Origin of the sequence: Bacillus sp. KICET-3 (assembly GCF_033261025.1) — a bacterium.
Lineage (GTDB): Bacteria > Bacillota > Bacilli > Bacillales > Bacillaceae > Bacillus > Bacillus sonorensis.
Genome location: NZ_CP137345.1, coordinates 3,331,937 through 3,354,251 on the forward strand (window position 1 = coordinate 3,331,937; position 22,315 = coordinate 3,354,251).

The following is a 22,315-nucleotide window of genomic DNA, read 5'->3' on the forward strand; positions in this document are numbered from 1 at the left end:
CTTCGATCCATTCACAGTAAATATTTGAAACGGAATCGTGTATCGTCTGGGCAGGACGTAATGAACTTCATGCTCTTACCATTATAAGGGCTATTTCTCTGTCATTTTATCTCCTGATTAATAGAATGTGATGAGGCTTTTCTTTATTAAGGTATGTACTTAGTTATATTGGAATCACTGAGATCTTCCGCATAAAAATACGCTCCGAGGCATATTTAATCTATTATATTTTCAAAGTATCGATCATCTTGATCAACTTTTTTAATAAATTCCTCCAACGAGTCGGCTATTTTTGCATTAAAAAAGAATACTGGAGATCTATCGGTTTTATTTACATTAAGTGTTAAATATACGCCTTCATTTACAAATAAAAAACAAGCCTGTCTTCATCTTCGTATATATCATCTAAATCCGGATCAAATTCGTAAATATCTTCTCTTAAAGTAATATTTGCAATAGTATGCGGATCCAACAGCCTGTTAATTGCGCTCCCATTATTACTTCTTATAAATCCGTATCCAATTTCCAAATAAAATTCCCTCAGTTCATTAGGAAATGAAAATCCTAATCTTCCTTCTGCTTCTGTAAGATCGTTTTCTTTTAACGCATAAAACGCATGCTTGCTATTTTTTATAAAATCAAATTTGCTCATTATCGTTTACCTCGCTGAAATCTTGGATAGGCCGCGGGAAACTTGTCTATTATTCCTGCTAGTTGTTCAGTGACTTATCTTATTATATGGATGCGCTCATCCTGCCGGTAAGATGACTAGGAGCCCGACGAGATTGGAGAGGAAGATGAAGAGGCAACAAACGTTGCGTCCTGAGGTCATGGCCTATTGGCATCCCGGCATCATAATCAAGTAAAAAAGCAGACCACCCGGCCTGCCTTTTTTATGTATACTGTCTGTCCCGGATTCCCGTTATCGCTTGAAATGAATTTAATATCCGGCGGTAGCCATTCCTAATACAACACCAAATAAACCACAAGCGATAGCTGCGATCATCATAATTGTGCCGTGTTGTACTTTCCCATTACTTCTTACTAGATATCCAAAAATAACTCCTCCTGCACCAAATAAAATCGGAATAAGCAGCAGTGATATACCGGTACATATCCAGCCTAAAATGATAAATGTTTGAGTATTATTGCTTGGGTTTTTTGTCATAGTCCCGATCCTTTCTGAATGGTTATTTTGCACTATTAATGATTTTATACTAAAAAAAAGAAATATGAAATAGTTTTTTCCAGCGATCCAGAAGAAAGCGATTTGATTAAAATTTATGATAGAGGGCATAAGCTGGCAAATGGCCAGGTTTTCCGGGTATCAAGGATTACAAAATAAGGCTCATAGAGGCAACGTTAATGTGAAGCAACAATGATATAGTCAGGCAGCGCCTTTCTCTTGCTTTTTTTGACGCAGGCAACACAAAGCGGCGCAACCTTTGCTGAATTTCGATCTTTTTGCTGGAGATTATTACAATTTATCAGAAGATTAGCAAATAAAAGGCCTATAGATCTGTTTGAAAAACCCTGTCAAACTGCAGATTTCTTGTCGAATTTTAGCGATCTTCGTAGTTAGATTGAAAGGCCTGTAATAAGAATCTATGTATATCTTCCTCTTTTTGGATGAAAAGCAGGGATTTTTAGTTTACTAGAAGAAATCTTTAATTTGTTAAAAAATACGGAGGGATTTGTAAAATGAAAAAACGGTCTTTATTCTTTACTTTATTACTTTCTGCAAGTTTAATACCCGGGGCGGCCGGGGTCGCGGAAACGGGCGGTCATGGGCATCCTCATGAAGCAAAAGGGATTCATATTGAAGCATTGCCTAAACCTAAGGATGGTTTTAAAGATTTAGCCGGCAAAGTTCACGTTGAAAAAACAACGAAAACAAAGGTGCTGGATGAAAAAGGAAACACAGCTGGAACGATGACATTTGAAAAGAATGTAAACAACAGCAAATTTTCGACTCAAGCCAGCACGGGCAAACAAAAGGTAAGCGTATTGGCAGTGGCTGATAAGCAATTTCGGACGAAATATAAGGATTGGAAAACGAGAATCGTCCAAATTGTTGAGGAGGCGGATGAAATGTTCAACCGCGACCATGATATTGACTTTGTCGTGGAAGCCGTTGCCCCTTGGAATTCTTCCGGTAAGAACGCCTCTGACATTCTTGACAACCTTGCAGCCAAATTTGAGGGCCAGCCTTATAAATTTGTAGCCGGCTTTACAGCCAACGACAATTTTGAAGCGGGCGGCATCGCTTTTCAATATCCTGTTAAGCCGGACGGTCCCGCTTTCAGCGTCACGCTCGACATGGGAACGGAAAATTCGGCAAAAGCGGCAAGACACGAATTTTCCCATAACTTCGGCGTGGAACACGATCCGCAAGGAAGCGGAATCCGCTGCATTATGAACTACGACTACGCATACACAGTCGATGTCTGGGATGAGGCTCATAACGAGCTTATCGAGAAAAATAAAGTTTGGTATCAATAACAAAAAATAACCGGTCCCTGATACATGGGAACCGGTTATTTTTTTAAGTTTTATCCTCTTAACACAGCCTGATACGTATCCTCCAGCGCTTTCAGCACTTGGTCGTGGACTTTTGTCACTTCTTCTTCTGTCAGCGTTTGTTCCGGGTTTAAATATTGGAGGCTGAAAGCGACCGATTTTTTGCCTTCTTCCATATGCTCGCCTTCGTAGACATCAAAGACGTGCACTTCCTTCAATAATTTTCCGCCGGCTTTTTTAATGGCGCTCTCCAGCTGGCCGCTCGTGATGTCTTTGTTCACGACAAGCGCGATGTCGCGTGTGACGGACGGATATTTCGGAATGGCCGTGTACGTGATGGCCGGTACGTCCAGCGTGAATAGCGCGTGCAGGTCTAGCTCAAATACGTACGTTTCTTTCAGATCGAGCTCTTTTTCGACCGATGGATGGAGCTGGCCGATGAAACCGATCAGGCTGCCGTTGTGCAAAATATTGGCCGTCCGCCCCGGATGAAGCTCTTTTCTTTCAGATTGAACATACTCGATGCCTTCCTGTATGCCGAGTTTTTCTAAAAGGCCTTCGACAATGCCTTTGACAACGAAGAAATCAACCGGCTTCTTCTCGCCCTGCCAAAGGTTTTTGTGCCACAGACCTGTCACAGCGCCAGCTACATATTCTTTTTCAACCGGTTTTGTCTGTTCTTCGACTTTTAGGAAAACCGAGCCGATTTCGTAAAAGGCTGCGGAATCGGTCTGCCGCGCCAGGTTGTAGGCGACAGAGTCAAGCAGGTTTGGAAGCAGGCTGTGTCTTAATACGCTTCGCTCCTCGCTCATCGGCAGAGAAAGAATCGTTTTGAACGATTTTTCAAGAGCGAAGGCGGTCGCTTTTTTATCGTTTGTCAGCGAGTACGTGATCGCCTGTGAAAGCCCCGCTCCCTCCAGAAAGCGTCTCACTTTTCTCCGCTTTTCTTGATAAGGGGTGAGTCCGCCGGTAAAGCCCGTCACTTCAGGCAGTGTAGACGGAATATTGTCATAGCCGTACAGTCTTGCAACCTCTTCGATTAAGTCCTCTTCGATCGTAATGTCGCCTCTTCTTGTCGGAACGGTCACGATCAGCTTGCCGTCCGCTTCTTCGACGGAAAAACCGAGCTTCTTGAAAATATGGACCATTTCCTCTTTTCTGATGGACATGCCGAGCACCTTCGCCACTTTATCAGCGGAAAGGCTGATGACAGCCTCTTGGATGTCAAGGTGATTTTCGTCCACTGTCCCCTCCAACACAGTACCGCCCGCATATTGGCTGATCAGGTCGGCTGCCCGTTCTGCGGCGAGTCGCACGCGTGCGGGGTCGATTCCTTTTTCAAAGCGGATGCTTGATTCGCTGCGAAGTCCGAGGTCTTTTGAAGCCTTGCGGACAGTCTGTCCGTTAAAGTACGCCGCTTCGAGCAAAATCGTCGTCGTATCTTCGCGGACTTCTGACTCGGCACCTCCCATAACACCTGCGACGGCTTGCGGCGTGGAGCCGTTCGTAATGACAAGATGATCGGCTGATAATGTTCTTTCCTCATCATCAAGTGTTACAATCGTTTCATTTTCCGCCGCTTTGCGGACGACGACCTCTTTTGAACCGAAGCGGTCATAGTCGAAAGCGTGCAGCGGCTGGCCGTATTCGAGCAGCACAAAGTTCGTAATATCGACGACATTGTTATGCGGTCTGATTCCGGCATTGATCAGCTTCGTCTGCATCCAGAGCGGTGAAGGGCCGATTTTGACATCTTTAATGATTTTTGCCGCGTATAGCGGATTCGCTTGCTGGTCTTCGATTTTCACCGAAATGTAGTCTTCCGCTTTTTCACCGCCAGGTTGATAGGACGTCTCAGGAAGCTTCACATCGCGTCCGAGAATCGCCGCCACTTCATAGGCGACGCCGAGCATGTTCATCGCATCGGCGCGGTTTGGCGTCAGACCGAGCTCAAGGATCGCATCGTCAAGTGCAAGGCTCTCCAGCGCGTCCGCTCCCGTTTCGGCATCATTCGGGAATACGAAAATGCCCTCCGCATATTCTTTCGGCACAAGCTTGCCTTGAATGCCGAGCTCCTGCAATGAACAGATCATGCCGTTCGACTCTTCGCCGCGGAGCTTGGCTTTTTTGATTTTGAAGTTGCCCGGCAGTACGGCGCCGACCGTCGCAACGGCCACTTTTTGGCCTTTGTCGACATTCGGAGCGCCGCAAATGATTTGTACAGACTCATCTCCGCCGATATCGACAAGGCACTTGTTTAATTTATCGGCGTTCGGGTGCTGTTCGCGTTCAAGGACATGTCCGATGACAACGCCTTTGATTCCTTCGCCTTTATATTCGACGCCTTCCACTTCAATCCCGCTTCTCGTAATCTTTTCAGCGAGAATATCAGGCGTCATTCCGTCCAAATTCACGTATTCTTCCAACCATTTATATGAAACAAACATCACGCGTCCTCCTCTTTAAGCCTGTTTAAATTGAGATAAAAATCTAACATCGTTCGTATAGAAATGACGGATGTCATCAATGCCGTATTTCAGCATCGCGATGCGTTCAACACCCATTCCAAACGCAAAGCCCTGATATTGTTTGGAATCGAATCCGGCCATTTCAAGCACGTTCGGATGCACCATTCCGGCGCCGAGAATTTCAATCCAGCCTGTTTGTTTACAAACGGAACAGCCTTTTCCTCCGCATTTGAAACAGGAAACATCGACTTCCACGGATGGTTCTGTAAACGGGAAGAAGCTTGGACGCAATCTGATTTCGCGTTCTTCGCCGAACATCTTTTTAGCGACGGTTTCAAGCGTTCCTTTCAGATCGCTCATGCTGATGTTGTGATCGACGCAAAGCCCTTCAATCTGCATAAACTGGTGAGAGTGTGTCGCATCATCATTGTCGCGGCGGTACACTTTGCCGGGACAGATGATTTTGACAGGACCCTTTCCTTTGTGCTTTTCCATCGTCCGTGTCTGAACCGGTGAAGTCTGCGTTCTCATCAGGGTGTCTTCAGTGATGTAAAAGCTGTCCTGCATATCCCGCGCCGGATGGTCTTTCGGAAGGTTCAGCGCTTCGAAATTGTAGTAATCCGTTTCCACCTCAGGCCCCTCTTCCACAGAATAGCCCATGCTGATAAACAGGTCTTCAATATCCTCGATCACGATCGTCAGCGGGTGCTTTGATCCCGTTTTGACGGGACTTCCCGGAAGCGTCACATCAATTGTCTGTTCTTTCAGCTTTCTTTTGACTTCTTCCTCTTCAAGACGGGCATTTTTTTCAGCAATGGCGGCGGCAATCGTTTCTCTCACTTCATTTGCCAGAGCGCCCATTTTCGGCCTTTCTTCAGCAGAAAGCTTTCCCATTCCCCTGAGCACTTCTGTGATCGGCCCTTTTTTCCCAAGATACGCCACGCGGACATCGTTGACTTCTTTTAATGACTGTGCGCCTTCAACTTTGGCAACCGCTTCTTTTTCAAGCTGTTTCAGCTGTTCCTGCATGTTTTTCATTTCCTCCTTTTATCTGGACAAACTTGTTAATTGACAATAAAAAAAGCCCCTCTCTGTATGAAAGGGACGAATTGTGGCCCGCGGTACCACCCTTTTTAAGAAAAGCAAAACAAGCTTTGCTTCTCACTTCATTGACATAACGGATTGACTCCGGTTCACCTTTACACATGGCATGCATGTGGTCCCGGTGACAACTCAAGAGGTGAAACGTTTTTTAAGCCGGCCATAAAAATGCTCTCAGTCTCAGGCATTTTCTCCCTGAATGGCGGCACTCGCAAAAAACCGCTCCTCTATCACTGTTTTTCAACATATTATATTCATTATAGTGAATTAGATCATCCTGTGCAACCGGTTATCCGCGCAGGTGATAAAGCAGTACCGCCGCTGCGGCCGCCACATTCAAGGATTCGGCTTTACCGTAAATGGGAACGTACAGGTTCTTGTCCGTCCGGCCGAGAAGATCCGGATCAACTCCAGAGCCCTCATTTCCGATTAGAAGCGCAAATGACCGCGACGGCTCCGCCTCCCTAAATGGAACGGCATTTTGCAGGGCCGTTCCGTAAACGGGAATCTGCTTTTCTTTGAGCTCTTCTATCAGTCCGGAAAGCTCCGCTTTGATGATCGGGATGTGAAAATGCGAACCTTGGGCGGATCTGAGCGTTTTCGCGTTGTACGGGTCTACCGTCCCGTGTCCGACAACAACAGCATCGATTCCTGCCGCATCAGCCGTCCGAATGATCGTCCCTAAATTGCCGGGGTCCTGTACAGCGTCTGCAAGGAGCAGCTTTTCATATTGAAAAGGGCCTTGTTCAGGCATTTGGCAGACGGCGGCCACAGCCTGCGGTGTCTCTGTTTCCGTAATGGCTGAAAAAGCTTCAGCGCTCAGAATATAACAAGAAACAGATACATCAAGTCCCGCCGGAAGATCGGCTTCCTCCATGACCATAATTTCTTTTACGTTCCCGGGCGTTTTCAGCGCCTCTTCAACAAGGTGCTCACCTTCTATTAGAAAAGTATTGGTTTTCGTCCGTTCCTTTTTCGTATGAAGCTTTTTCCAATCCTTCACTTTTTGATTTTTAGCTGATTCAATTCGTTTCAAATCATTTTGACTCCTTTGTCTGGCAATAGTCACATTATATCTCATGAATGATACATAATAAACCCGCAAACGAGACAGAATATAGAAAATCAGATATGGAAATGGAGTGAAAAAAGTGGATTTGAATTTGCGACACGCAGTCATTGCGAATGTTTCCGGAAACACGCAGGAGGAGCTTGAGCACACGATCGTCGATGCGATCCAAAGCGGAGAAGAAAAAATGCTGCCTGGATTGGGCGTTTTGTTTGAGGTCATTTGGCAGAACGCTTCAGAATCAGACAAAAATGAAATGCTCGAAACGTTGGAACAAGGTTTGAAACCAAAACAATAAACCGGAGGCCCGGATGGCCCCGGTTTATTTTATCAGCCCGGAATGGATGGCTCCATTCTCAAAGCCGGATCACGCCAAAGCACCGTCCACTTCTTAATGGCGGCAATCATGATGACCAATCCCAACATCAGCATGATGATCGACAAAATGCCGTTTAAAATGCTGTAGCCGGCCGCTTCCGCATTAAAGTAGACGTGTCTGATCATCCAGTATCCCGCATAGTTGACGGTTACATATAAATAGGCGAGCGGAATAAGGCATGTCAGCATATACCGCCGTTTATCGGCGATTTTCAAGACGACGGTCGCGCCGATGATGAGGCCGACAGATGCCATCAGCTGATTGGAAACGCCAAACAGCGCCCAAATGGAGCTGATATCGCCTGAATACAGCAGGTATCCCCACATCAAACAGGCGAGCGCGCTGGCGGTGACTGAACCTGGAAGCCAATCGGTTTTTTTGAGCGGTCTGTACACTTCGCCGAAAAAGTCCTGAATCAAGTAGCGGGCCACCCTCGTTCCGGCGTCAATCGCCGTTAAAATAAAGACGGCTTCAAACATGATGACAAATTGAAAGAAATACGAGGCTAAGTGGCTGAAAAACGGAATGTCCGTGAAAATATAGGCCATGCCGACGGCAAGCGTAACGGCTCCGCCCGTTCTTCCTTCCAAATCAAGCCCGATCTCCCGGCTGAGCTCAGATAAATGGACGGTGTCCATCCCAAGCGTCCGAAAAACCTCAGGCGCGCTGTTAATCGCAAAATAATCGCCCGGCTGCAATGCCGTCGCTGCAATCAAAGCCATAATCCCGACAAGGCACTCCACAAGCATCGCGCCAAAGCCGACGAATTTCATATCGCTCCATTTATCGAGCATTTTCGGCGTCGTGCCTGAGCCGACAAACGCGTGGAAGCCGGAAATCGCGCCGCATGCGATCGTAATGGAAATAAACGGCCAAACCGGACCTGGCGAGACCGGGCCGCCCCCTTCCGTAAACTCGGTAAACGCCGGAAACGGAATCGCCGGATTCACGACAAACACCCCTGCAATCAACGCGATAAACACGCCGATCTTCATAAAGCTGCTCAAATAATCCCTCGGCGCAAGCAGCAGCCAGACCGGAAGCGCCGCCGCAAAAAACGCATAGACCGGAAGCGCGATCGCAAGCGTTTTTGCATCAAGCGTCAGCGCCTCGCCAAGCGGTGTACTTGCGACAGACGGTCCGATGAACACGCCGATCATCAGCAGGATAAACCCGCCGGTTGATGCCAGCTTTAAATTGCCCGTTTTTTTATAAAATAAACCGACTCCCATGGCAATTGGTATCGTGATAGCTACAGCAAACGTCCCCCACGGATTGCGTTCGAGCGCATGGAGCACAACCATCGACAGCCCCGCCATTGTGATCGTAATAATAAACAGCATCGCAAGCCCGGTGCAAAACCCGGCGACAGGTCCGAGCTCTTCTTTGGCGACTTCTGAAAGCGATTTTCCATTTCTGCGCATGGATGCAAACAAAACAACGATATCGTGAACGGCTCCCCCGATAACCGCTCCGATCAACAGCCATATCAGGCCGGGCAGATAGCCGAATTGCGCGGCCAAAATCGGCCCGACAAGCGGTCCCGCCGCCGCAATCGCCGCAAAATGATGGCCGAAGGATACCCATTTATTTGTCGGCACATAATCTTTGCCGTCTTTTTGAAGATGGGCAGGAGTCGGTTTTTCGTCATCCACCTTCAGCACTTTCACCATCATAAAAGTTCCATACAAACGGTAGGCGATCGCCAATATGCAAATTGAGGCGATCACAATCGTAATTGCATTCATCCCAATTCCTCCCCCCTTTGTTTCCTTTTTAACATAGCTTATCTTTTATGTAAGCGCAATCATCATTTTTAAAAAAGCCCCCCTTATTTTTTGTTTCTGTATTTTAGACTATTAGATTCCATTTCATATAGAATCATTTTTAAATTGACACTTTAGCACGATCGTACTAAAATGAAACCATGAATACAAAAAGACAAAAGCGAAGACTGCAAATTATTGAAGACGCCATTCAAGTGCTTGCGGAAGAAGGCTATGCGAATGCCTCGATCGGCAATATCGCAAAAAAGGGGGGAATCAGCAAAGGAGTCGTCACGTATCATTTTCCGAATAAAATGCAGCTGATGAAGGCTGTTGTGGAGCATTCCTACGGACTTGCAGCGCCTTATATGGAAAAATTCATGGACGGTTTGGACAGTGCACCGGCTACACTCCGTGCCTATATTGAATCAAATCTCAGATTCATGTTTGAGCACCCCAAATACGTTACCGCAATCATTGAAGTGGTTTCCAACTTACGAACAGAAAGCGGTGAGCTGTATTATAAGGATGAAGATGAATCAATATATGAACCGCTGATTGACATTTTGAAGTGGGGACAGGAAATGGAAGAGAGTTTCAGGGAGTTTTCCCCGCTCATTATGGCCAGAACCGTGCGAAGCGTAATCGATTCATTGGGACCAAAAATCGCAAATCATGATATATCAGACATGGAGAGCACGATATCTGAAATTGTTGATACATTCGATTATGCAACGAGAAAAACAACTAAATAGGGGGGACTATCATGAGAACTGGCAAATTGCAGAAATTAGACAAAAAAATTGTTGACGCAAGGAAGCTTGAAGGTGTGATCACGTTATGCGTGTATACATGCGTTATCCTTGCCTTGCTATACTGTACTTTAACATTCGGCTGGCCAAAATGGATATTGGCTGGAGCATCGTGTTTGGCTATTGCCTCTGTACCATTTGAACTTTATCTTTTGCCAAGGTGGAAATATCGTTTATGGCGATATCGGATCAGTGAATTAAGCATCCAAATCCATAAAGGGATCTTTTTTAAGCGAAAAGTATTAATTCCCATGGGAAAAGTCCAGCATGTCGAAGCAAAACAAGGCCCTATTTTAAAAAAGTACAATTTATATACAGTGACTTTATCAACGGCAGCCGGCAGCCACGACATTCTGGGATTGGCCGAAGGAACCGCCGAATCTATCCGCCAAGATATTGAAGCCTATGCGAGGTTAAGCGATGAACAAGTCTGAAACATTAATAAAACATCGTCTCCATCCTGTTTCGATCCTTTATTTTGTCATGATAGCGATCAAGGAATCGTTGTCCTTCATTTGGCTGGTTCCGCTGCTCGTACTATTTATTCATAAACTGGGCAGCCACATCCCCGCTTTCATCATCAATATTGCTCTAGGTTCTTTGCTTATTATCGCGTTTTTCATAATTGGTGTATTGAAATGGCGGGCATTTACCTACCAAATACATGAGAAAGCGATATATGTTGAATCCGGTTTACTTGTCGTCAAGAAAAGATGGGTGCAGCCGGACCGCATTCAATCCATCGATTCTACGATCCGTGTATATGACCATTTATTCTCTACACGAACGTTAACAATTGAACTTGCCGGAGGTGATGAATCCAGCATCATTCTCAGCTGCATTTCAAAAGAAGAAGAACAGCGCATTCGGACGGCTTTAAAAACAGAAACAAAAGTCAGGCCGCGCGAACATGCTGAAGACTCAATGTTTCAATTATCTAAAAATGATCTCATTTTACACAGCCTGCTATCGCCTAAATTCGGGATTGTGTTTACGCTATTATTGCTTGGATTGCTAAAATATTTGGATATATCGAAAGAAGGAGCCCGGGACACTTTGTTCACCTACTTATCCGGCTGGTTCGGCCCCAACTGGATCATGATCACGGTGGTCTTGATGGCTATTCTATCATTCGCGCTTTCGCTATTACTCACATTTGCAAGTGATTTTCAATTCACATTAAGGAAAAATAGCAAAGGAGAAATTGAGACTGAACAGGGTCTGTTTGAGAAGAAAAAACGAACGATCGCCCAAAACCGGATCCAGGCCATTCTTATCATCGAGCATCCGATTCACCGCCTCTTAGGGTATGCAGCAATCAAAGCTGTTGTGATTCGCAATCGTTCAAATGAGCAAAACAGTAAAACCGTTACCATTCTTCCTTTTGTAAAAAAAGAAAAAGCCCAATCCATGCTTGAACCGTTTACCGGTTACCGCAAGGGCAGCCATCTGCACATGCTCACAAAGGAGGCCAAAATTCACTATATGGTTATGCCATTTATAGCCGGCTGTCTACTTGCCGTACCGATATGGCTGTTTGTGCCTTCTGACTATCACAATCTGGCCGCAGTTCTGCCGCTCGGATTATTCAGTCTGGGATGGATGGGGTATCGAATGATTGGCTGGAATCAAAGCAACCGTTTTTTAACTTTGCAATACGGAATTTTATCCCGGAAAACGGCAATTATGAAACGCGGGCGCATTCAATGGGCATCATTAGGCCAAACATTTATGCAAGAGAGAAAAAACTTGGCGTCAATTAAGCTGGCTGTTGCTTCAGGAAAAGAAAATGTGAAGTTTTCGATCAACCACATTCCAATAGAGAATGCAACAGATCTTTATCAACATGCCCTTAAAACAAAGGAATGATTTTCAAAATTTCTCAAAACCAAGTTGACTAATAGGAATAATAAGAATAAAATAGACACAAGCTTCATCTGCTGCCTTTTCAAGGCGTAATTGGCGGGTATCATCGGATATCCGCCCTTTTTCTGTTAGCACAGCGGAACGACAAAAAAATGAACGGCCATGACTAGACAAAACGCGGCGATCCCCGCGATTCGATTGACTTTTGTTTTGACAAGCGAAACTGAGAAATGGTGAGACAGTGAAAAAAACAAAATGGTGCCGATCAAGATGACGCCTGCCTCTAAAAATGAGTGACTGAGAAACCGGGCCCGATCAAGGATCGTCGTGATAAACAGAAGCCAAAGGTACGCTAAAAACCCGTACATCAAAAAGCAGTATGCAGCCGAAAAAAACGCCTTCATCATATCCTCCCTCCTGTTTTATAGTATTCTCCGGCATAAATGCGCACACCTTTTCACACCTAAAAAACCGGCACAGCGGCCGGTTTTTTTACATCATCGTTTTTTCAGTCTGATCACATTCCAGGAAAGCTTCGGAAGATGAGCCGTCAGCCTGCCGTCGCATACTTTGGCGTCTCCGCCGCTGTGGGGAACGACATTGTTCCGGTCCTGTTCATTTGTCGCTTTGTTGTCTTCATGTTCAAGGACGATGTGCTCGCTTACGGCATAGCCTTCAAAGCTTCTGACATCCGCTTCAATTTGCAGGCCGCCTTCCGTGTCGCGGTTCACTGCAAATATTGTCAATTCTTCCGCTTCTTCATTGAACACAGAGACTGATTCCAAGTACGGAACATCTGTAAAGTCTTTGCTGTCGTACTTCGGTGATGAGACGACCGTCTGCAAAGCCGTTCCCCGGCCGTAGACGGAGGCGTGCATGAACGGATAGAAAATCGTCTGCCGCCACGCTTCCCCGCCTTTTTCTGTCATGATCGGCGCGATCACATTGACAAGCTGTGCGAGACAGGCGATTTTCACGCGGTCCGCATGCTTCAGCATCGTAATCAGCATACAGCCGACCAAGAGCGCATCTTCGAAATTGTAGATGTCTTCAAGAAGATGAGGCGCGCGCTCCCAGCGCTCGACCAGTTTGTCTTTTTCATTTGAATGATACCAGACATTCCATTCATCATATGAAAGGTGAATCGTCTTTTTGCTGCGTTTTTTCGCTTTCATGTAGTCGCAGACGGCAACCACCGTGTTGATGAAATGATCCATATCAAGCGATCTCGCCAAATAGTTTGGAAGGTCATTATCACGGTTTCCATAATACGAGTGAAGCGATATATACTCCACATGATCATACGTATGATCGAGCACGGTTGTTTCCCAGTCGATGAACGTCTGCATTCCGCTCCCTGAGCTTCCGCAGGCGACCAGTTCGATGGAAGGGTCGGTCCATTTCATGACCTTTGCGGCTTCAGCGGCAATCCTTCCATATTCGGCGGCGGTTTTATGGCCGATTTGCCAAGGACCGTCCATCTCATTGCCGAGGCACCATGTTTTGATCTTATGCGGCTCTTTATAACCGTGGGATTTTCTAAGATCACTGTAGTATGAGCCTGACGGATGGTTGCAGTACTCCACGAGATTTCGGGCCGCATCAATTCCCCGTGTGCCCAGGTTGACGGCCATATTCACTTCGGCGCCGACAAGCTTCGCCCAATCCATGAATTCGTTGGTACCGACCAGGTTCGGTTCGGTTGTCGCCCATGCCAAATCCAGCCTTGTCGGCCGCTTTTCGACAGGTCCGACTCCGTCCTCCCAGTTGTATCCCGATACAAAGTTTCCACCCGGGTATCTGATAAACGGCACCTTCAGCTCTTTCACCAGTTTGATGACATCTTTCCGAAAGCCCGATTCATCAGCCTCAGGATGATCCGGTTCATAAATGCCTTCATAGACGGCTCTTCCCAGATGCTCGATGAATGAACCGTACAACCGTTTGTCAACCTCTCCCACCTTGTACTCCTTATCAATCGTCATTTTCGCTTGTTTTACGGTCATTTCCATCATTCCTCCCCACAGAATATATATTGATCAGCCTTTAATTCCGCCTGCCGTCAAACCTGAAACAAAATATTTTTGGAAAAACAAGAAAATCAATATAACAGGCAGAATCGCCAGCACCGACCCTGAGATCAGCATGTCGTAGTTGTTACCGTACGGACTGAGCAAAGCCGACAATCCGATCGGAAGCGTAAACATTTCCTTTGATCGCAAAACGATTAACGGCCATAAAAAATTGTTCCAGCTGTTTAAGGACTGAAGGATGATCATCGCCCCAAAAGCGGGCTTCATCAGCGGCGCCATAATCCGGAAGTAAATGCCGAATTCGGTGCACCCGTCCATTCTCGCCGAGTCGAGCAAGTCTTTCGGCAGGCCGAGCGCATACTGCCGGAAGAAAAAGACGGCGACGGGCGAGACGATAAACGGGAGGATCACTCCGGCGTACGTATCGACGATGTGCAAAGAGACCGTCATTTTAAATAAAGGCAGCATTAAAATCTCGATTGGCACCATCATGATCAAGAGCACAAACACAAACAGCAGATTCTTCCCTTTAAATTGATAAACAGCGAGCCCGTAGCCGACCATTGATGAGAATAAAAGCGTTAAAACGGTGGAAATAACCACAAGAAGCAAACTGTTTGAAAACCATTTAAAATAAATGCTTCCTCCGTTAAACAAATAAGTATAGTTGTCTAGACTTAAAATTTCCGGGCTCAGCTTCAAATTCAGCCCGAACCGCAGCAATTCCGAAGATGGTTTCAGCGAGCCGAGCAAAAGGCAGAAAAGCGGAAATACAAACAAAAAGCTTAAGATCGCAAACAGGAAAAACGCAGCGATTTTCGCAATGTGCAAGCCTCTGGCAGGATGCATTTAATAGCCCTCCTTTTTAAAGGATCCAGACAGCTTTAATGAAATCAGGCTGGCGATAAAAATAATGATCAGGAGCACGATTCCGAGAGCCGATCCGTAGCCCATGTTGTTGTAGGCAAGCCCCTGCTGATAAATGTAGCCGACCATTGTCAGCCCGATATTGCCCTGGGAATTGTTTTGCCACAGCACATAGCTTTCTTCAAACATCCGGAAGCCGCCGATGATGCTGATCGTCAGCACGTAGACGGTGACGGGCTTTAAAAACGGCAGGGTGATATGATAAAACTTCTTCAACGTGCCTGCGCCGTCAATTTCGGCTGCTTCATACAATTCCTTTGGAACATTTTGCAGACCGGCCAAAAAATAGAGCACATTGATTCCCATCCAGCGCCAGGATGCGAGCATCACCATTAAAAACATCCCTGTATGCTCATTGTTCAGCCAGTTTTGCGGAGAGGCCCCGAGCTTCATCAAAATCGAGTTTGCGAGAGATGTTTCCATTTCTCCGAAAATCAGCCTGAAAATGATTCCCGCTACAATCGTAGACGTTAAGGCAGGTATAAACAAAGCAGATTTAAACACATTTTTAAACTTCACCAGTTTTGAATCCAAACAGACTGCAAGAATAAGAGGAACCGGTATTAAAATCAACAATGTCCAAAAGGTGTATTTCATTGTATTGAATAATGCGGTATAAAAAGTGGGATTGTTTAAAGCTTTATAGTTTTCCAGCCCGATGAAACGGATTTCTCCGGGGAGGATGCTTTGAAAGCTCATGATGACGACGCTGATAAGCGGATAAAGAAAAAATATACAAAAGGAGAGTACGAAAGGTGCTGTGAAAATATAAGGTGCGGCTTTTGCTGAGTATAAAAAGCGAGTCATCTTTCTTTTTCTGCTCACCGGCGGAAATGAATGCACGGTATCTGTTTTAACAGTCTTCAAGTTATCGCCTCGCTTTACAGTAATGAAAGACTATTGTCCCTTCACTTCGGCGGCTGCTTTGTCCAATGCTTCTTTCGGTGTTTTGCTCTTCGTTTTGAGCGCTTCGTACAGTACGTTTCTGTTGACGAGATCTGAAGTTTTCGCATAGTCCTCAGTGAGATAAAGCGGATTGATCTCATCTTTCACCTCAAGGAGCACGGAAAAAATCCGGCTGCCGTTTTGAAAATATTCAGTATATTGATTCGGTTTTTTCAACTCTTCCGAATCCCACACATCCCATCGCAAAGGATCAAAACCAAGCACGGTCCACAGCTTGATATTCCCTTTTTTTGATACTTTGGCGAACTTTAAAAATTCCTTGGCCAAACCGGCTTCCTTCGCTTGTTTCGGGATGACGGTGGCTGTCCCGCCCAAACCTGCCGAGCGGTCTCCGCCTTCCTTCCATGCCGGCAGAGGCCTGATCGCGATCTTCCCTTTTAGATCAGGCATGTAATCCAAAAACCTTCCCATATACCAGATCGGCATCAAAACGGAGGCAGCTCCGCCCTGGTTCATGAAACCGTAATATTCCTCACTATGATGATTTCCGCCAGGCGTTGTGATCGCAATTTTATCTTTTTCGATTAAGGTTTTCAGGAATTCGAGCGTTTTGACACTTGTTTCATTGTTTAATGTCAGGCGCCCCTTTTCATCAAAGTAGCCCGACCCCTGCTGGGAAATCAGCGGCAAAAATGAATTCGGATCTGTCGTTTCAATCGTCGTCATCGGTTTGCCGGTAGCCTCTACGACCTTTTTGCCCGCATTTCTGTAATCTTCCCAGGTTTTGATGTCATCCGGATCAACGCCCGCTTTGTTTAACATATCCATGTTGTAATACATCACGGTCGTTCCGACATGGGTATCGAGACCGTACAGTCTTCCATCTTTGCTGTAAAGGGTGAGCCTTGCTTCCACAAACTTGTCGCGTTCTTTTTCCACCAGGAAGGTTAAATCTGTCAAAGGAATGTCAGAGCCTTTCAAAAAATTGGAGAAACGGGCGAGTTCGACATCGGCAATATCCGGAACCCCTTTTCCCGCCAAAAGTGAAATCGAAAGATTGTCATGCATCTGTCCGTATGGATAAACGACCGTATTTAATCGAATCTTTCGGTCCGGATATGCTTTGTTCCATTCTTTTACCATTTCCGTGTAAAATTGTTCGTGCAGCCCGTTGAACGTCCAAAATGTCAGTTCTGTCGCACCAGACTCCTTGCCTGCTGTGGGGCTCGCCCTGCAGCCCGTTAAAAGCAAGCTTAGAGCCATGATCGTCAGGAGAAAATACGAAAGGACCTTTTTCACGCTTTAACCCCTTCCATGTTTGACATATTGCCTGATGTCAGGCAAAAGACCATATTGATTCATGATTTTCAGTCCCGTATAGCGGTCCCTGAGATTATGGGCATGGGCCATCGCCTCCTCAAGAAGCGGCGCATCAACATCCAGTTCCTTGAAGGATACCGGGCCGCCGACATGTCTCATCCATTCGGCCATCTTCTCCCCGGCCGGGAGCTGTTCATAGGCGGAGCGCATCGTGTTTCCGACACGTTCATCGCCGATATCCCGCTCCGTCAGAGACCGGTATACATCAGCCAGCATAATGGCGGCGCATCCCACTTTTGCTCCGTGGAGCACCTGCCGTTTATGGTTTTCCAGCGCTTTCATCTCAAGATAATGCGAAAGGTGATGCTCTCCCCCTGAAGCGGGTCTTGAATGATCGAGCATCAGCATGACAAGGCCTGAAAGGATCAACGACTCCATCAAACTCGTAATGCCTTCGCACGTTTTTGCCGATATGTCGTCCATCCGGGACAGACATTGGTCAAGCGCTTTTCTCGTGATGCCGGCAGCGGTCGGACAGTATGGTTCATCACGCAAACGGGAGATTTCCCAATCGGCGAGAGACGTTATTTTGCCGAGCATATCGCCAAAACCGGCGGCAATCATCTTTTGCGGCGCGTTCCGCAAAACCTCAATGTCCGCAAATAATGCAAGCGGCGCCTTTGTTTGAATCGTCTGCTTCGTGCCGTTTACAATCAGCGGGGCTCCGGCTGATGTAAAACCATCAACCGACGGAGCCGTGGGCACCGAAATAAACGGGATGCCTCGCTGAAAAGCGCAAAACCGGACGATATCATGAATTGTCCCCGCACCCGCCGCAATTAGCACGTCCGCATCAATCGGCACATCGATCAAGGCCTTGACCAATGTTCTCTCATCTGCGGTGACATCGCCGGCCGGATTGGCCTCAAGCTTGATCCGGGACACATTTGCTGTTCCCGCGAGAAGCGACTCCAGCCGGTTTCCTGCAATCCGGCCGGTCGTCTCATCGCAAATGATGGCGATGTGTTGAAATGATGAAGCTTTTATATAGGCCGGCAGCTCTTGATCAACGGCATGTTCCCCAAGCGCAATTTTTTCGATGGTAAGCGGAAAATGAACGGCTCCGCATTGACAGGCGCCTAAAGTATTGTTCATATAAGAGATCAGATCATTCACGATAGTCCACGCCTCCTTCTATTGGCCGTAATACGCGTCAGCTCCATGCTTCCGGAAAAAATGCTTATCAAGCAAAACATCGCTGATCGGATGTAAGGACGGATTCAGCATAAGCGAATGGTAGGCCATCTTTGCGACCTCTTCCAGAACGACGGCATTGTGGACAGCCGTCAATGCATCCTCTCCCCAGCAAAACGGACCATGGTTGTTGACGAGAACGCCCGGAATGTCGCGCGGATCAAGACGCTGGAACGTCTCCACGATAACTTTTCCGGTATTTAATTCATACTGTCCCGCGATTTCATCAGCATACATTTCTCTCGTACAAGGGATATCGCCGTGATAATAATCGGCATGGGTCGTTCCCAAGGAAGGAATGTCCCTTCCCGATTGTGCCCAGCTTGTCGCCCACGGGGAATGCGTGTGGACAATCCCGCCGATCGTCTGAAACTCTTTGTAAAGATGCAGATGAGTCGGGGTATCTGACGACGGCTTCAGCTTCCCTTCTACAACTTCTCCTTCCATGTTCAGTACGACGAGATCTTCCGCTTTTAATTCGCTGTATTTCACACCGCTCGGTTTGATGACGACCAGCTCTTTCTCGCGGTCAATCCCGCTGACATTTCCCCATGTAAACGTGACGAGCCGATGCTCTTCAAGCTGTAAATTCGCTTGTAACACTTGTTCTTTCACAGCCTCCAGCACAAGTTTCTCCTCCTTTTGATTAGCCTTTTACCGGACGGCGTAGCTCTGCGGACTGGATGTTTTTTAATTTTTTGAGCCGCTTCATGACATCATTTTGTTTTCCGAAGTATGTGTAAAGCTCCTTATACTCCGCATAGAGCTGATCGTACAATGTTACATTTTCCGGGATCGGCTTGTACGTATGATTTTTCACTTTCCCCATATGCTTGACGGCCTCTTCAATCTGATCATATCCGCCTTTTTCACTTCCGGCGGCAAGCGCCGCGAATATCGCCGATCCTAAAGCAGGAGCCTACGGAGAACCGGAAATTTTAATTTCCATGTTTGTCACATCAGCGTAAATCTGCATGATGAACGGATTTTTTTCAGCAATTCCTCCGGCGGCATACAGCTCTTCGATCGGCACGCCGCTCTGCCGGAATGTTTCGATGATGATTCTCGTCCCATATGCGGTCGCTTCAACTAAAGCACGGTATATTTCTTCAGGCTTGGTTGACAGGGTCATCCCGAGCATCATCCCCGTCAGATCCGCATCGACAAGCGTCGAACGGTTTCCGTTCCACCAGTCAAGTGCAAGCAGGCCGCTTTCACCGACGCGCATGTTGTCCGCTTTTTGTGACAGCAGCTCATATATGGATACACCTTTTGCTTCAGCTTCTTTCATATACGCTTCCGGGACGAAATGCTTGATAAGCCAATGAAAATGGTCGCCGACACAGGACTGGCCCGCCTCATAGCCGACATACCCCGGTAAAATGCCGTTTTCTACAACTCCGCACATTCCCGGCACCATGCGGACATCCTCACCAAGCAGTACGTGGCAGGTGGATGTGCCCATGATCATCAGCATTTTTCCCGGTTCTGTGATACCGACCGCCGGAACGGAAACGTGCGCATCGACATTGGCAACAGCAACCGCCGTTCCCGGCAAAAGACCGGTTTTAGCGGCCATTTCCTCAGTCAGTCCGCCGGCTCTTTCCCCTACCTGATAAATGTCTTCTGTCAATTTTTCCTCAACAATTGTTTTCAGCTTCGGATGCAAAGCCGCGAAAAAGTCTTCCGAAGGGTAGCCGTCGGTACAGTTCCAGATTGCTTTATAGCCCGCTGTACAATTGTTTCGTTTGACTCTTCCGCACAGCCGGTATACGATCCAGTCGGCGGCTTCCATGATTTCGGCGGCTGCATCGTATATGTCCGGTGCTTCTTCCGCGATTTGCATTGCTTTCGGCACCAGCCACTCAGAGGAAATCTTTCCGCCGTATGTTTTAAGAAATGCTTCATTTCTTTTTTCAGCGATTCGATTCAGCCTGTTCGCCTGCTCCTGTGCGGCATGATGCTTCCATAACTTCACATAGCTGTGGGGCTCACCCGCATATTCCGCCCTCATGCAAAGCGGTGTTCCATCCTTATCGACAGGCAGAATCGTACATGCCGTAAAATCGATGCCGATGCCGATGATTTCTGTCGGATCGACTTTCGATTGGCGCAAAAGGCTTGGAATCGTCTCTTCCAGCACTTCAATGTAATCGGCGGGATGCTGAAGCGCCCAGTCTCTCGGAAGCTTTTGCTTTGTCCCGGGCAATTCATGATCGATTACGCCGTGCGTATATTCTTTTACCGCTGTCGCGATTTCTTCCCCTGTCCGGACATCCGCCAGGACGGCTCTTCCTGATAATGTTCCGAAATCAACCCCGATTGTAAATGCCATAATCGAGCACCCCCTTAAAACATGCGAAGCCGGTATGCAGCTTCACTCCATTTGAGTTCATTCCGCAGGTTGACGATCGTCGTATCCCGGTTGATCAAAACCCCTTCAATGCCCGTCATTTCAGCCCAGTCCAGCATTTGTTCGGACGTCAGCTGATAGGAAAGGCATGTATGATGCGCCCCGCCCGCCAATATCCACGCTTCCGCAGAGGTTCTGAGAGAGGGCTGCGGCTTCCAAAGGACGCGCGCCACCGGAAGGTTCGGCATCTCATGCGGAACCTTTTCAGCCTCGACTTCATTGACGACCAGCCGCAAACGACCGCCCATATCGATTAAAGAAACATTGACCGCAGACCCTGCGATTCCGTCAAAAACCAAACGCGCCGGATCCTCCTTGCCGCCGATTGACAGAGGATGCACTTCAATTCTCGGTTGTTTTCGGCAATCGACGGACACACTTCAAGCATGTGCGAACCGAGAATCATTTCATTGCCTGGTTCAAAGTGATATGTGTAATCCTCCATAAATGAGGTTTCTTTTCCGTCAGCCATCGCTTTCATCATCCGGACAAGCGCGGCCGTTTTCCAATCTCCCTCTCCGCCGAAGCCATAGCCTTCAGCCATCAGCCGCTGAACGGCCAAGCCCGGAAGCTGCTTCATGCCGTGCAAATCTTCAAAGTTCGTCGTAAATGCGGTATAGCCGCCGGCTGTTAGAAAGCGCTTTAATCCAAGCTCGATCCGCGCCTGTTCTTTTACGGCTTCACGGGCAGCGCCGTCTTCAGGACATTCATAGAGCTCTTCATACTCTGCCAGCAGTTCGCTGACGCTTTGCTCGGATACTGCGTTGATCTCCCGGACTAGATCTCCGATCCCATATCCGTCGACAGACCAGCCAAGCTGAATTTGGGTTTCTATTTTATCGCCTTCCGTCACCGCCACATTCCGCATGTTGTCTCCAAACCGTGCCACCTTGATCTGGCGGTTTTCAACAGAGGCGACTGCGGCGCTCATCCATCGGCCGACCGCCTTTTTCACCTCGGCATCTTCCCAGTGTCCGACAATCACCTTACGCTGAAGACCTAATCTTGTTCCGATAAACCCATATTCGCGGTCTCCGTGTGCTGATTGGTTGATATTCATAAAGTCCATGTCGATTTTGTCCCACGGGATGTCCCTGTTAAATTGAGTATGGAAGTGAAGCAGCGGTTTTTTCAGTTCTGTGAGACCTTGAATCCATATTTTGGCCGGTGAAAACGTATGCATCCAAGTGATGACACCTGCGCATGCATCGTCGCTGTTCGCTTCTCTCATAAGCTTCGTCACGCCATCAGGCGAAGTGACAACCGTTTTATATTTGACACTGAACCTCAGTTGGCTGTCATTTAACCCTCTGCACATGATTTTTGAATGTTCTTCGACTTCCCTGACAGCTTCTTCTCCGTATAAATGCTGGCTGCCCGCAACAAACCAAAATTCGTACGTTTTTGATTGAATCAAGATTTTTCCTCCTATGCCCCGGTATGATGAAACATTATGAAACCATTAAAATAAAACGCTTACA

Annotated in this window: 17 protein-coding genes and 3 pseudogenes; 5 read left to right on the plus strand and 15 right to left on the minus strand. The window is 47.1% G+C overall.

Features of this window, described 5'->3' with window-relative positions; translation table 11 throughout:
- Positions 1 to 215: 215 nt before the first annotated feature.
- Both R5H20_RS17005 and R5H20_RS17010 read right to left on the minus strand, forming a co-directional pair.
- Positions 216 to 652 (minus strand): annotated as a pseudogene (locus R5H20_RS17005) (SMI1/KNR4 family protein).
- Positions 653 to 940: 288 nt separating this feature from the next.
- The gene (locus R5H20_RS17010) at positions 941 to 1,168 is read right to left on the minus strand and encodes a hypothetical protein (protein WP_053071197.1); all 228 of its coding nucleotides are present in this window, start codon (positions 1,166 to 1,168) and stop codon (positions 941 to 943) included.
- Positions 1,169 to 1,701: 533 nt separating this feature from the next.
- Here R5H20_RS17010 and R5H20_RS17015 point away from each other — a divergent pair.
- Entirely contained in the window at positions 1,702 to 2,502 is an 801-nt protein-coding gene (locus R5H20_RS17015; protein ID WP_006637924.1) for a zinc-dependent metalloprotease, read from the plus strand.
- Between the two features lie 50 nt (positions 2,503 to 2,552).
- Here R5H20_RS17015 and pheT read toward each other — a convergent pair whose 3' ends face one another.
- From pheT to R5H20_RS17030, 3 genes are all read right to left on the minus strand, one after another.
- Positions 2,553 to 4,967, minus strand: coding sequence for a phenylalanine--tRNA ligase subunit beta (gene pheT / locus R5H20_RS17020; protein ID WP_006637925.1), 2,415 nt, complete (start codon positions 4,965 to 4,967; stop codon positions 2,553 to 2,555).
- A gap of 15 nt (positions 4,968 to 4,982) precedes the next feature.
- The gene (gene pheS, locus R5H20_RS17025) at positions 4,983 to 6,017 is read right to left on the minus strand and encodes a phenylalanine--tRNA ligase subunit alpha (RefSeq protein WP_006637926.1); all 1,035 of its coding nucleotides are present in this window, start codon (positions 6,015 to 6,017) and stop codon (positions 4,983 to 4,985) included.
- A gap of 361 nt (positions 6,018 to 6,378) precedes the next feature.
- On the minus strand, positions 6,379 to 7,125 hold the full coding sequence (locus tag R5H20_RS17030; RefSeq protein WP_006637928.1) for a TrmH family RNA methyltransferase: 747 nt from the start codon (positions 7,123 to 7,125) through the stop codon (positions 6,379 to 6,381).
- A gap of 115 nt (positions 7,126 to 7,240) precedes the next feature.
- Between R5H20_RS17030 and sspI the strand changes: the two genes are divergently transcribed.
- Entirely contained in the window at positions 7,241 to 7,456 is a 216-nt protein-coding gene (gene sspI / locus R5H20_RS17035; RefSeq protein ID WP_006637929.1) for a small acid-soluble spore protein SspI, read from the plus strand.
- A gap of 32 nt (positions 7,457 to 7,488) precedes the next feature.
- Here the strand turns inward: sspI and cstA are convergent, their stop codons facing one another.
- The gene (gene cstA / locus R5H20_RS17040) at positions 7,489 to 9,285 is read right to left on the minus strand and encodes a carbon starvation protein CstA (RefSeq protein WP_006637930.1); all 1,797 of its coding nucleotides are present in this window, start codon (positions 9,283 to 9,285) and stop codon (positions 7,489 to 7,491) included.
- A 179-nt stretch (positions 9,286 to 9,464) separates the two neighbouring features.
- Here cstA and R5H20_RS17045 point away from each other — a divergent pair, with 179 nt between their 5' ends.
- The 3 genes from R5H20_RS17045 to R5H20_RS17055 are packed head-to-tail and all read left to right on the plus strand — an operon-like array spanning position 9,465 to position 11,984.
- Complete coding sequence (locus R5H20_RS17045) at positions 9,465 to 10,058, plus strand: TetR/AcrR family transcriptional regulator (protein WP_006637931.1); 594 nt, start codon at positions 9,465 to 9,467, stop codon at positions 10,056 to 10,058.
- 11 nt (positions 10,059 to 10,069) lie between these two features.
- Positions 10,070 to 10,549, plus strand: a complete 480-nt coding sequence (locus R5H20_RS17050) for a PH domain-containing protein (RefSeq protein WP_006637932.1) — start codon at positions 10,070 to 10,072, stop codon at positions 10,547 to 10,549.
- The gene (locus tag R5H20_RS17055; protein WP_006637933.1) at positions 10,536 to 11,984 is read left to right on the plus strand and encodes a PH domain-containing protein; all 1,449 of its coding nucleotides are present in this window, start codon (positions 10,536 to 10,538) and stop codon (positions 11,982 to 11,984) included. Before R5H20_RS17050 ends, R5H20_RS17055 begins: the two co-directional genes overlap by 14 nt.
- A gap of 125 nt (positions 11,985 to 12,109) precedes the next feature.
- Here R5H20_RS17055 and R5H20_RS17060 read toward each other — a convergent pair whose 3' ends face one another.
- From R5H20_RS17060 to araA, 9 genes and pseudogenes are all read right to left on the minus strand, one after another.
- Positions 12,110 to 12,388 carry a hypothetical protein gene (locus tag R5H20_RS17060; protein ID WP_224254427.1) on the minus strand — a complete coding sequence of 93 codons (279 nt, stop codon included), beginning with the start codon at positions 12,386 to 12,388 and terminating at the stop codon, positions 12,110 to 12,112.
- A gap of 90 nt (positions 12,389 to 12,478) precedes the next feature.
- Positions 12,479 to 13,987, minus strand: a complete 1,509-nt coding sequence (locus R5H20_RS17065) for an arabinosylfuranosidase ArfA (RefSeq protein ID WP_006637935.1) — start codon at positions 13,985 to 13,987, stop codon at positions 12,479 to 12,481.
- A 33-nt stretch (positions 13,988 to 14,020) separates the two neighbouring features.
- The gene (locus tag R5H20_RS17070; RefSeq protein ID WP_006637936.1) at positions 14,021 to 14,863 is read right to left on the minus strand and encodes a carbohydrate ABC transporter permease; all 843 of its coding nucleotides are present in this window, start codon (positions 14,861 to 14,863) and stop codon (positions 14,021 to 14,023) included.
- On the minus strand, positions 14,864 to 15,808 hold the full coding sequence (locus R5H20_RS17075; protein WP_006637937.1) for an arabinooligosaccharides ABC transporter permease AraP: 945 nt from the start codon (positions 15,806 to 15,808) through the stop codon (positions 14,864 to 14,866).
- A 30-nt stretch (positions 15,809 to 15,838) separates the two neighbouring features.
- The gene (locus R5H20_RS17080; protein ID WP_206702802.1) at positions 15,839 to 17,110 is read right to left on the minus strand and encodes an arabinooligosaccharides ABC transporter substrate-binding protein AraN; all 1,272 of its coding nucleotides are present in this window, start codon (positions 17,108 to 17,110) and stop codon (positions 15,839 to 15,841) included.
- 39 nt (positions 17,111 to 17,149) lie between these two features.
- On the minus strand, positions 17,150 to 18,322 hold the full coding sequence (locus R5H20_RS17085; RefSeq protein WP_051056679.1) for a sn-glycerol-1-phosphate dehydrogenase: 1,173 nt from the start codon (positions 18,320 to 18,322) through the stop codon (positions 17,150 to 17,152).
- A gap of 39 nt (positions 18,323 to 18,361) precedes the next feature.
- Complete coding sequence (araD, locus tag R5H20_RS17090) at positions 18,362 to 19,048, minus strand: L-ribulose-5-phosphate 4-epimerase (protein WP_006637940.1); 687 nt, start codon at positions 19,046 to 19,048, stop codon at positions 18,362 to 18,364.
- Between the two features lie 19 nt (positions 19,049 to 19,067).
- A pseudogene (gene araB / locus R5H20_RS17095) lies at positions 19,068 to 20,756 on the minus strand (ribulokinase).
- Between the two features lie 14 nt (positions 20,757 to 20,770).
- A pseudogene (araA, locus tag R5H20_RS17100) lies at positions 20,771 to 22,251 on the minus strand (L-arabinose isomerase).
- Positions 22,252 to 22,315 lie beyond the last annotated feature (64 nt).

What these genes read in the sequence shown, in the direction of transcription:
- R5H20_RS17010 (WP_053071197.1), bottom strand. Translation starts at nt 1,168, where the DNA reads ATGACAAAAAACCCAAGCAATAATACTCAAACATTTATCATTTTAGGC.
- R5H20_RS17015 (WP_006637924.1), top strand. Translation starts at nt 1,702, where the DNA reads ATGAAAAAACGGTCTTTATTCTTTACTTTATTACTTTCTGCAAGTTTA.
- pheT (WP_006637925.1), bottom strand. Translation starts at nt 4,967, where the DNA reads ATGTTTGTTTCATATAAATGGTTGGAAGAATACGTGAATTTGGACGGA.
- pheS (WP_006637926.1), bottom strand. Translation starts at nt 6,017, where the DNA reads ATGCAGGAACAGCTGAAACAGCTTGAAAAAGAAGCGGTTGCCAAAGTT.
- cstA (WP_006637930.1), bottom strand. Translation starts at nt 9,285, where the DNA reads ATGAATGCAATTACGATTGTGATCGCCTCAATTTGCATATTGGCGATC.
- R5H20_RS17045 (WP_006637931.1), top strand. Translation starts at nt 9,465, where the DNA reads ATGAATACAAAAAGACAAAAGCGAAGACTGCAAATTATTGAAGACGCC.
- R5H20_RS17050 (WP_006637932.1), top strand. Translation starts at nt 10,070, where the DNA reads ATGAGAACTGGCAAATTGCAGAAATTAGACAAAAAAATTGTTGACGCA.
- R5H20_RS17055 (WP_006637933.1), top strand. Translation starts at nt 10,536, where the DNA reads ATGAACAAGTCTGAAACATTAATAAAACATCGTCTCCATCCTGTTTCG.
- R5H20_RS17060 (WP_224254427.1), bottom strand. Translation starts at nt 12,388, where the DNA reads ATGATGAAGGCGTTTTTTTCGGCTGCATACTGCTTTTTGATGTACGGG.
- R5H20_RS17065 (WP_006637935.1), bottom strand. Translation starts at nt 13,987, where the DNA reads ATGACCGTAAAACAAGCGAAAATGACGATTGATAAGGAGTACAAGGTG.
- R5H20_RS17070 (WP_006637936.1), bottom strand. Translation starts at nt 14,863, where the DNA reads ATGCATCCTGCCAGAGGCTTGCACATTGCGAAAATCGCTGCGTTTTTC.
- R5H20_RS17080 (WP_206702802.1), bottom strand. Translation starts at nt 17,110, where the DNA reads ATGGCTCTAAGCTTGCTTTTAACGGGCTGCAGGGCGAGCCCCACAGCA.
- R5H20_RS17085 (WP_051056679.1), bottom strand. Translation starts at nt 18,322, where the DNA reads ATGAACAATACTTTAGGCGCCTGTCAATGCGGAGCCGTTCATTTTCCG.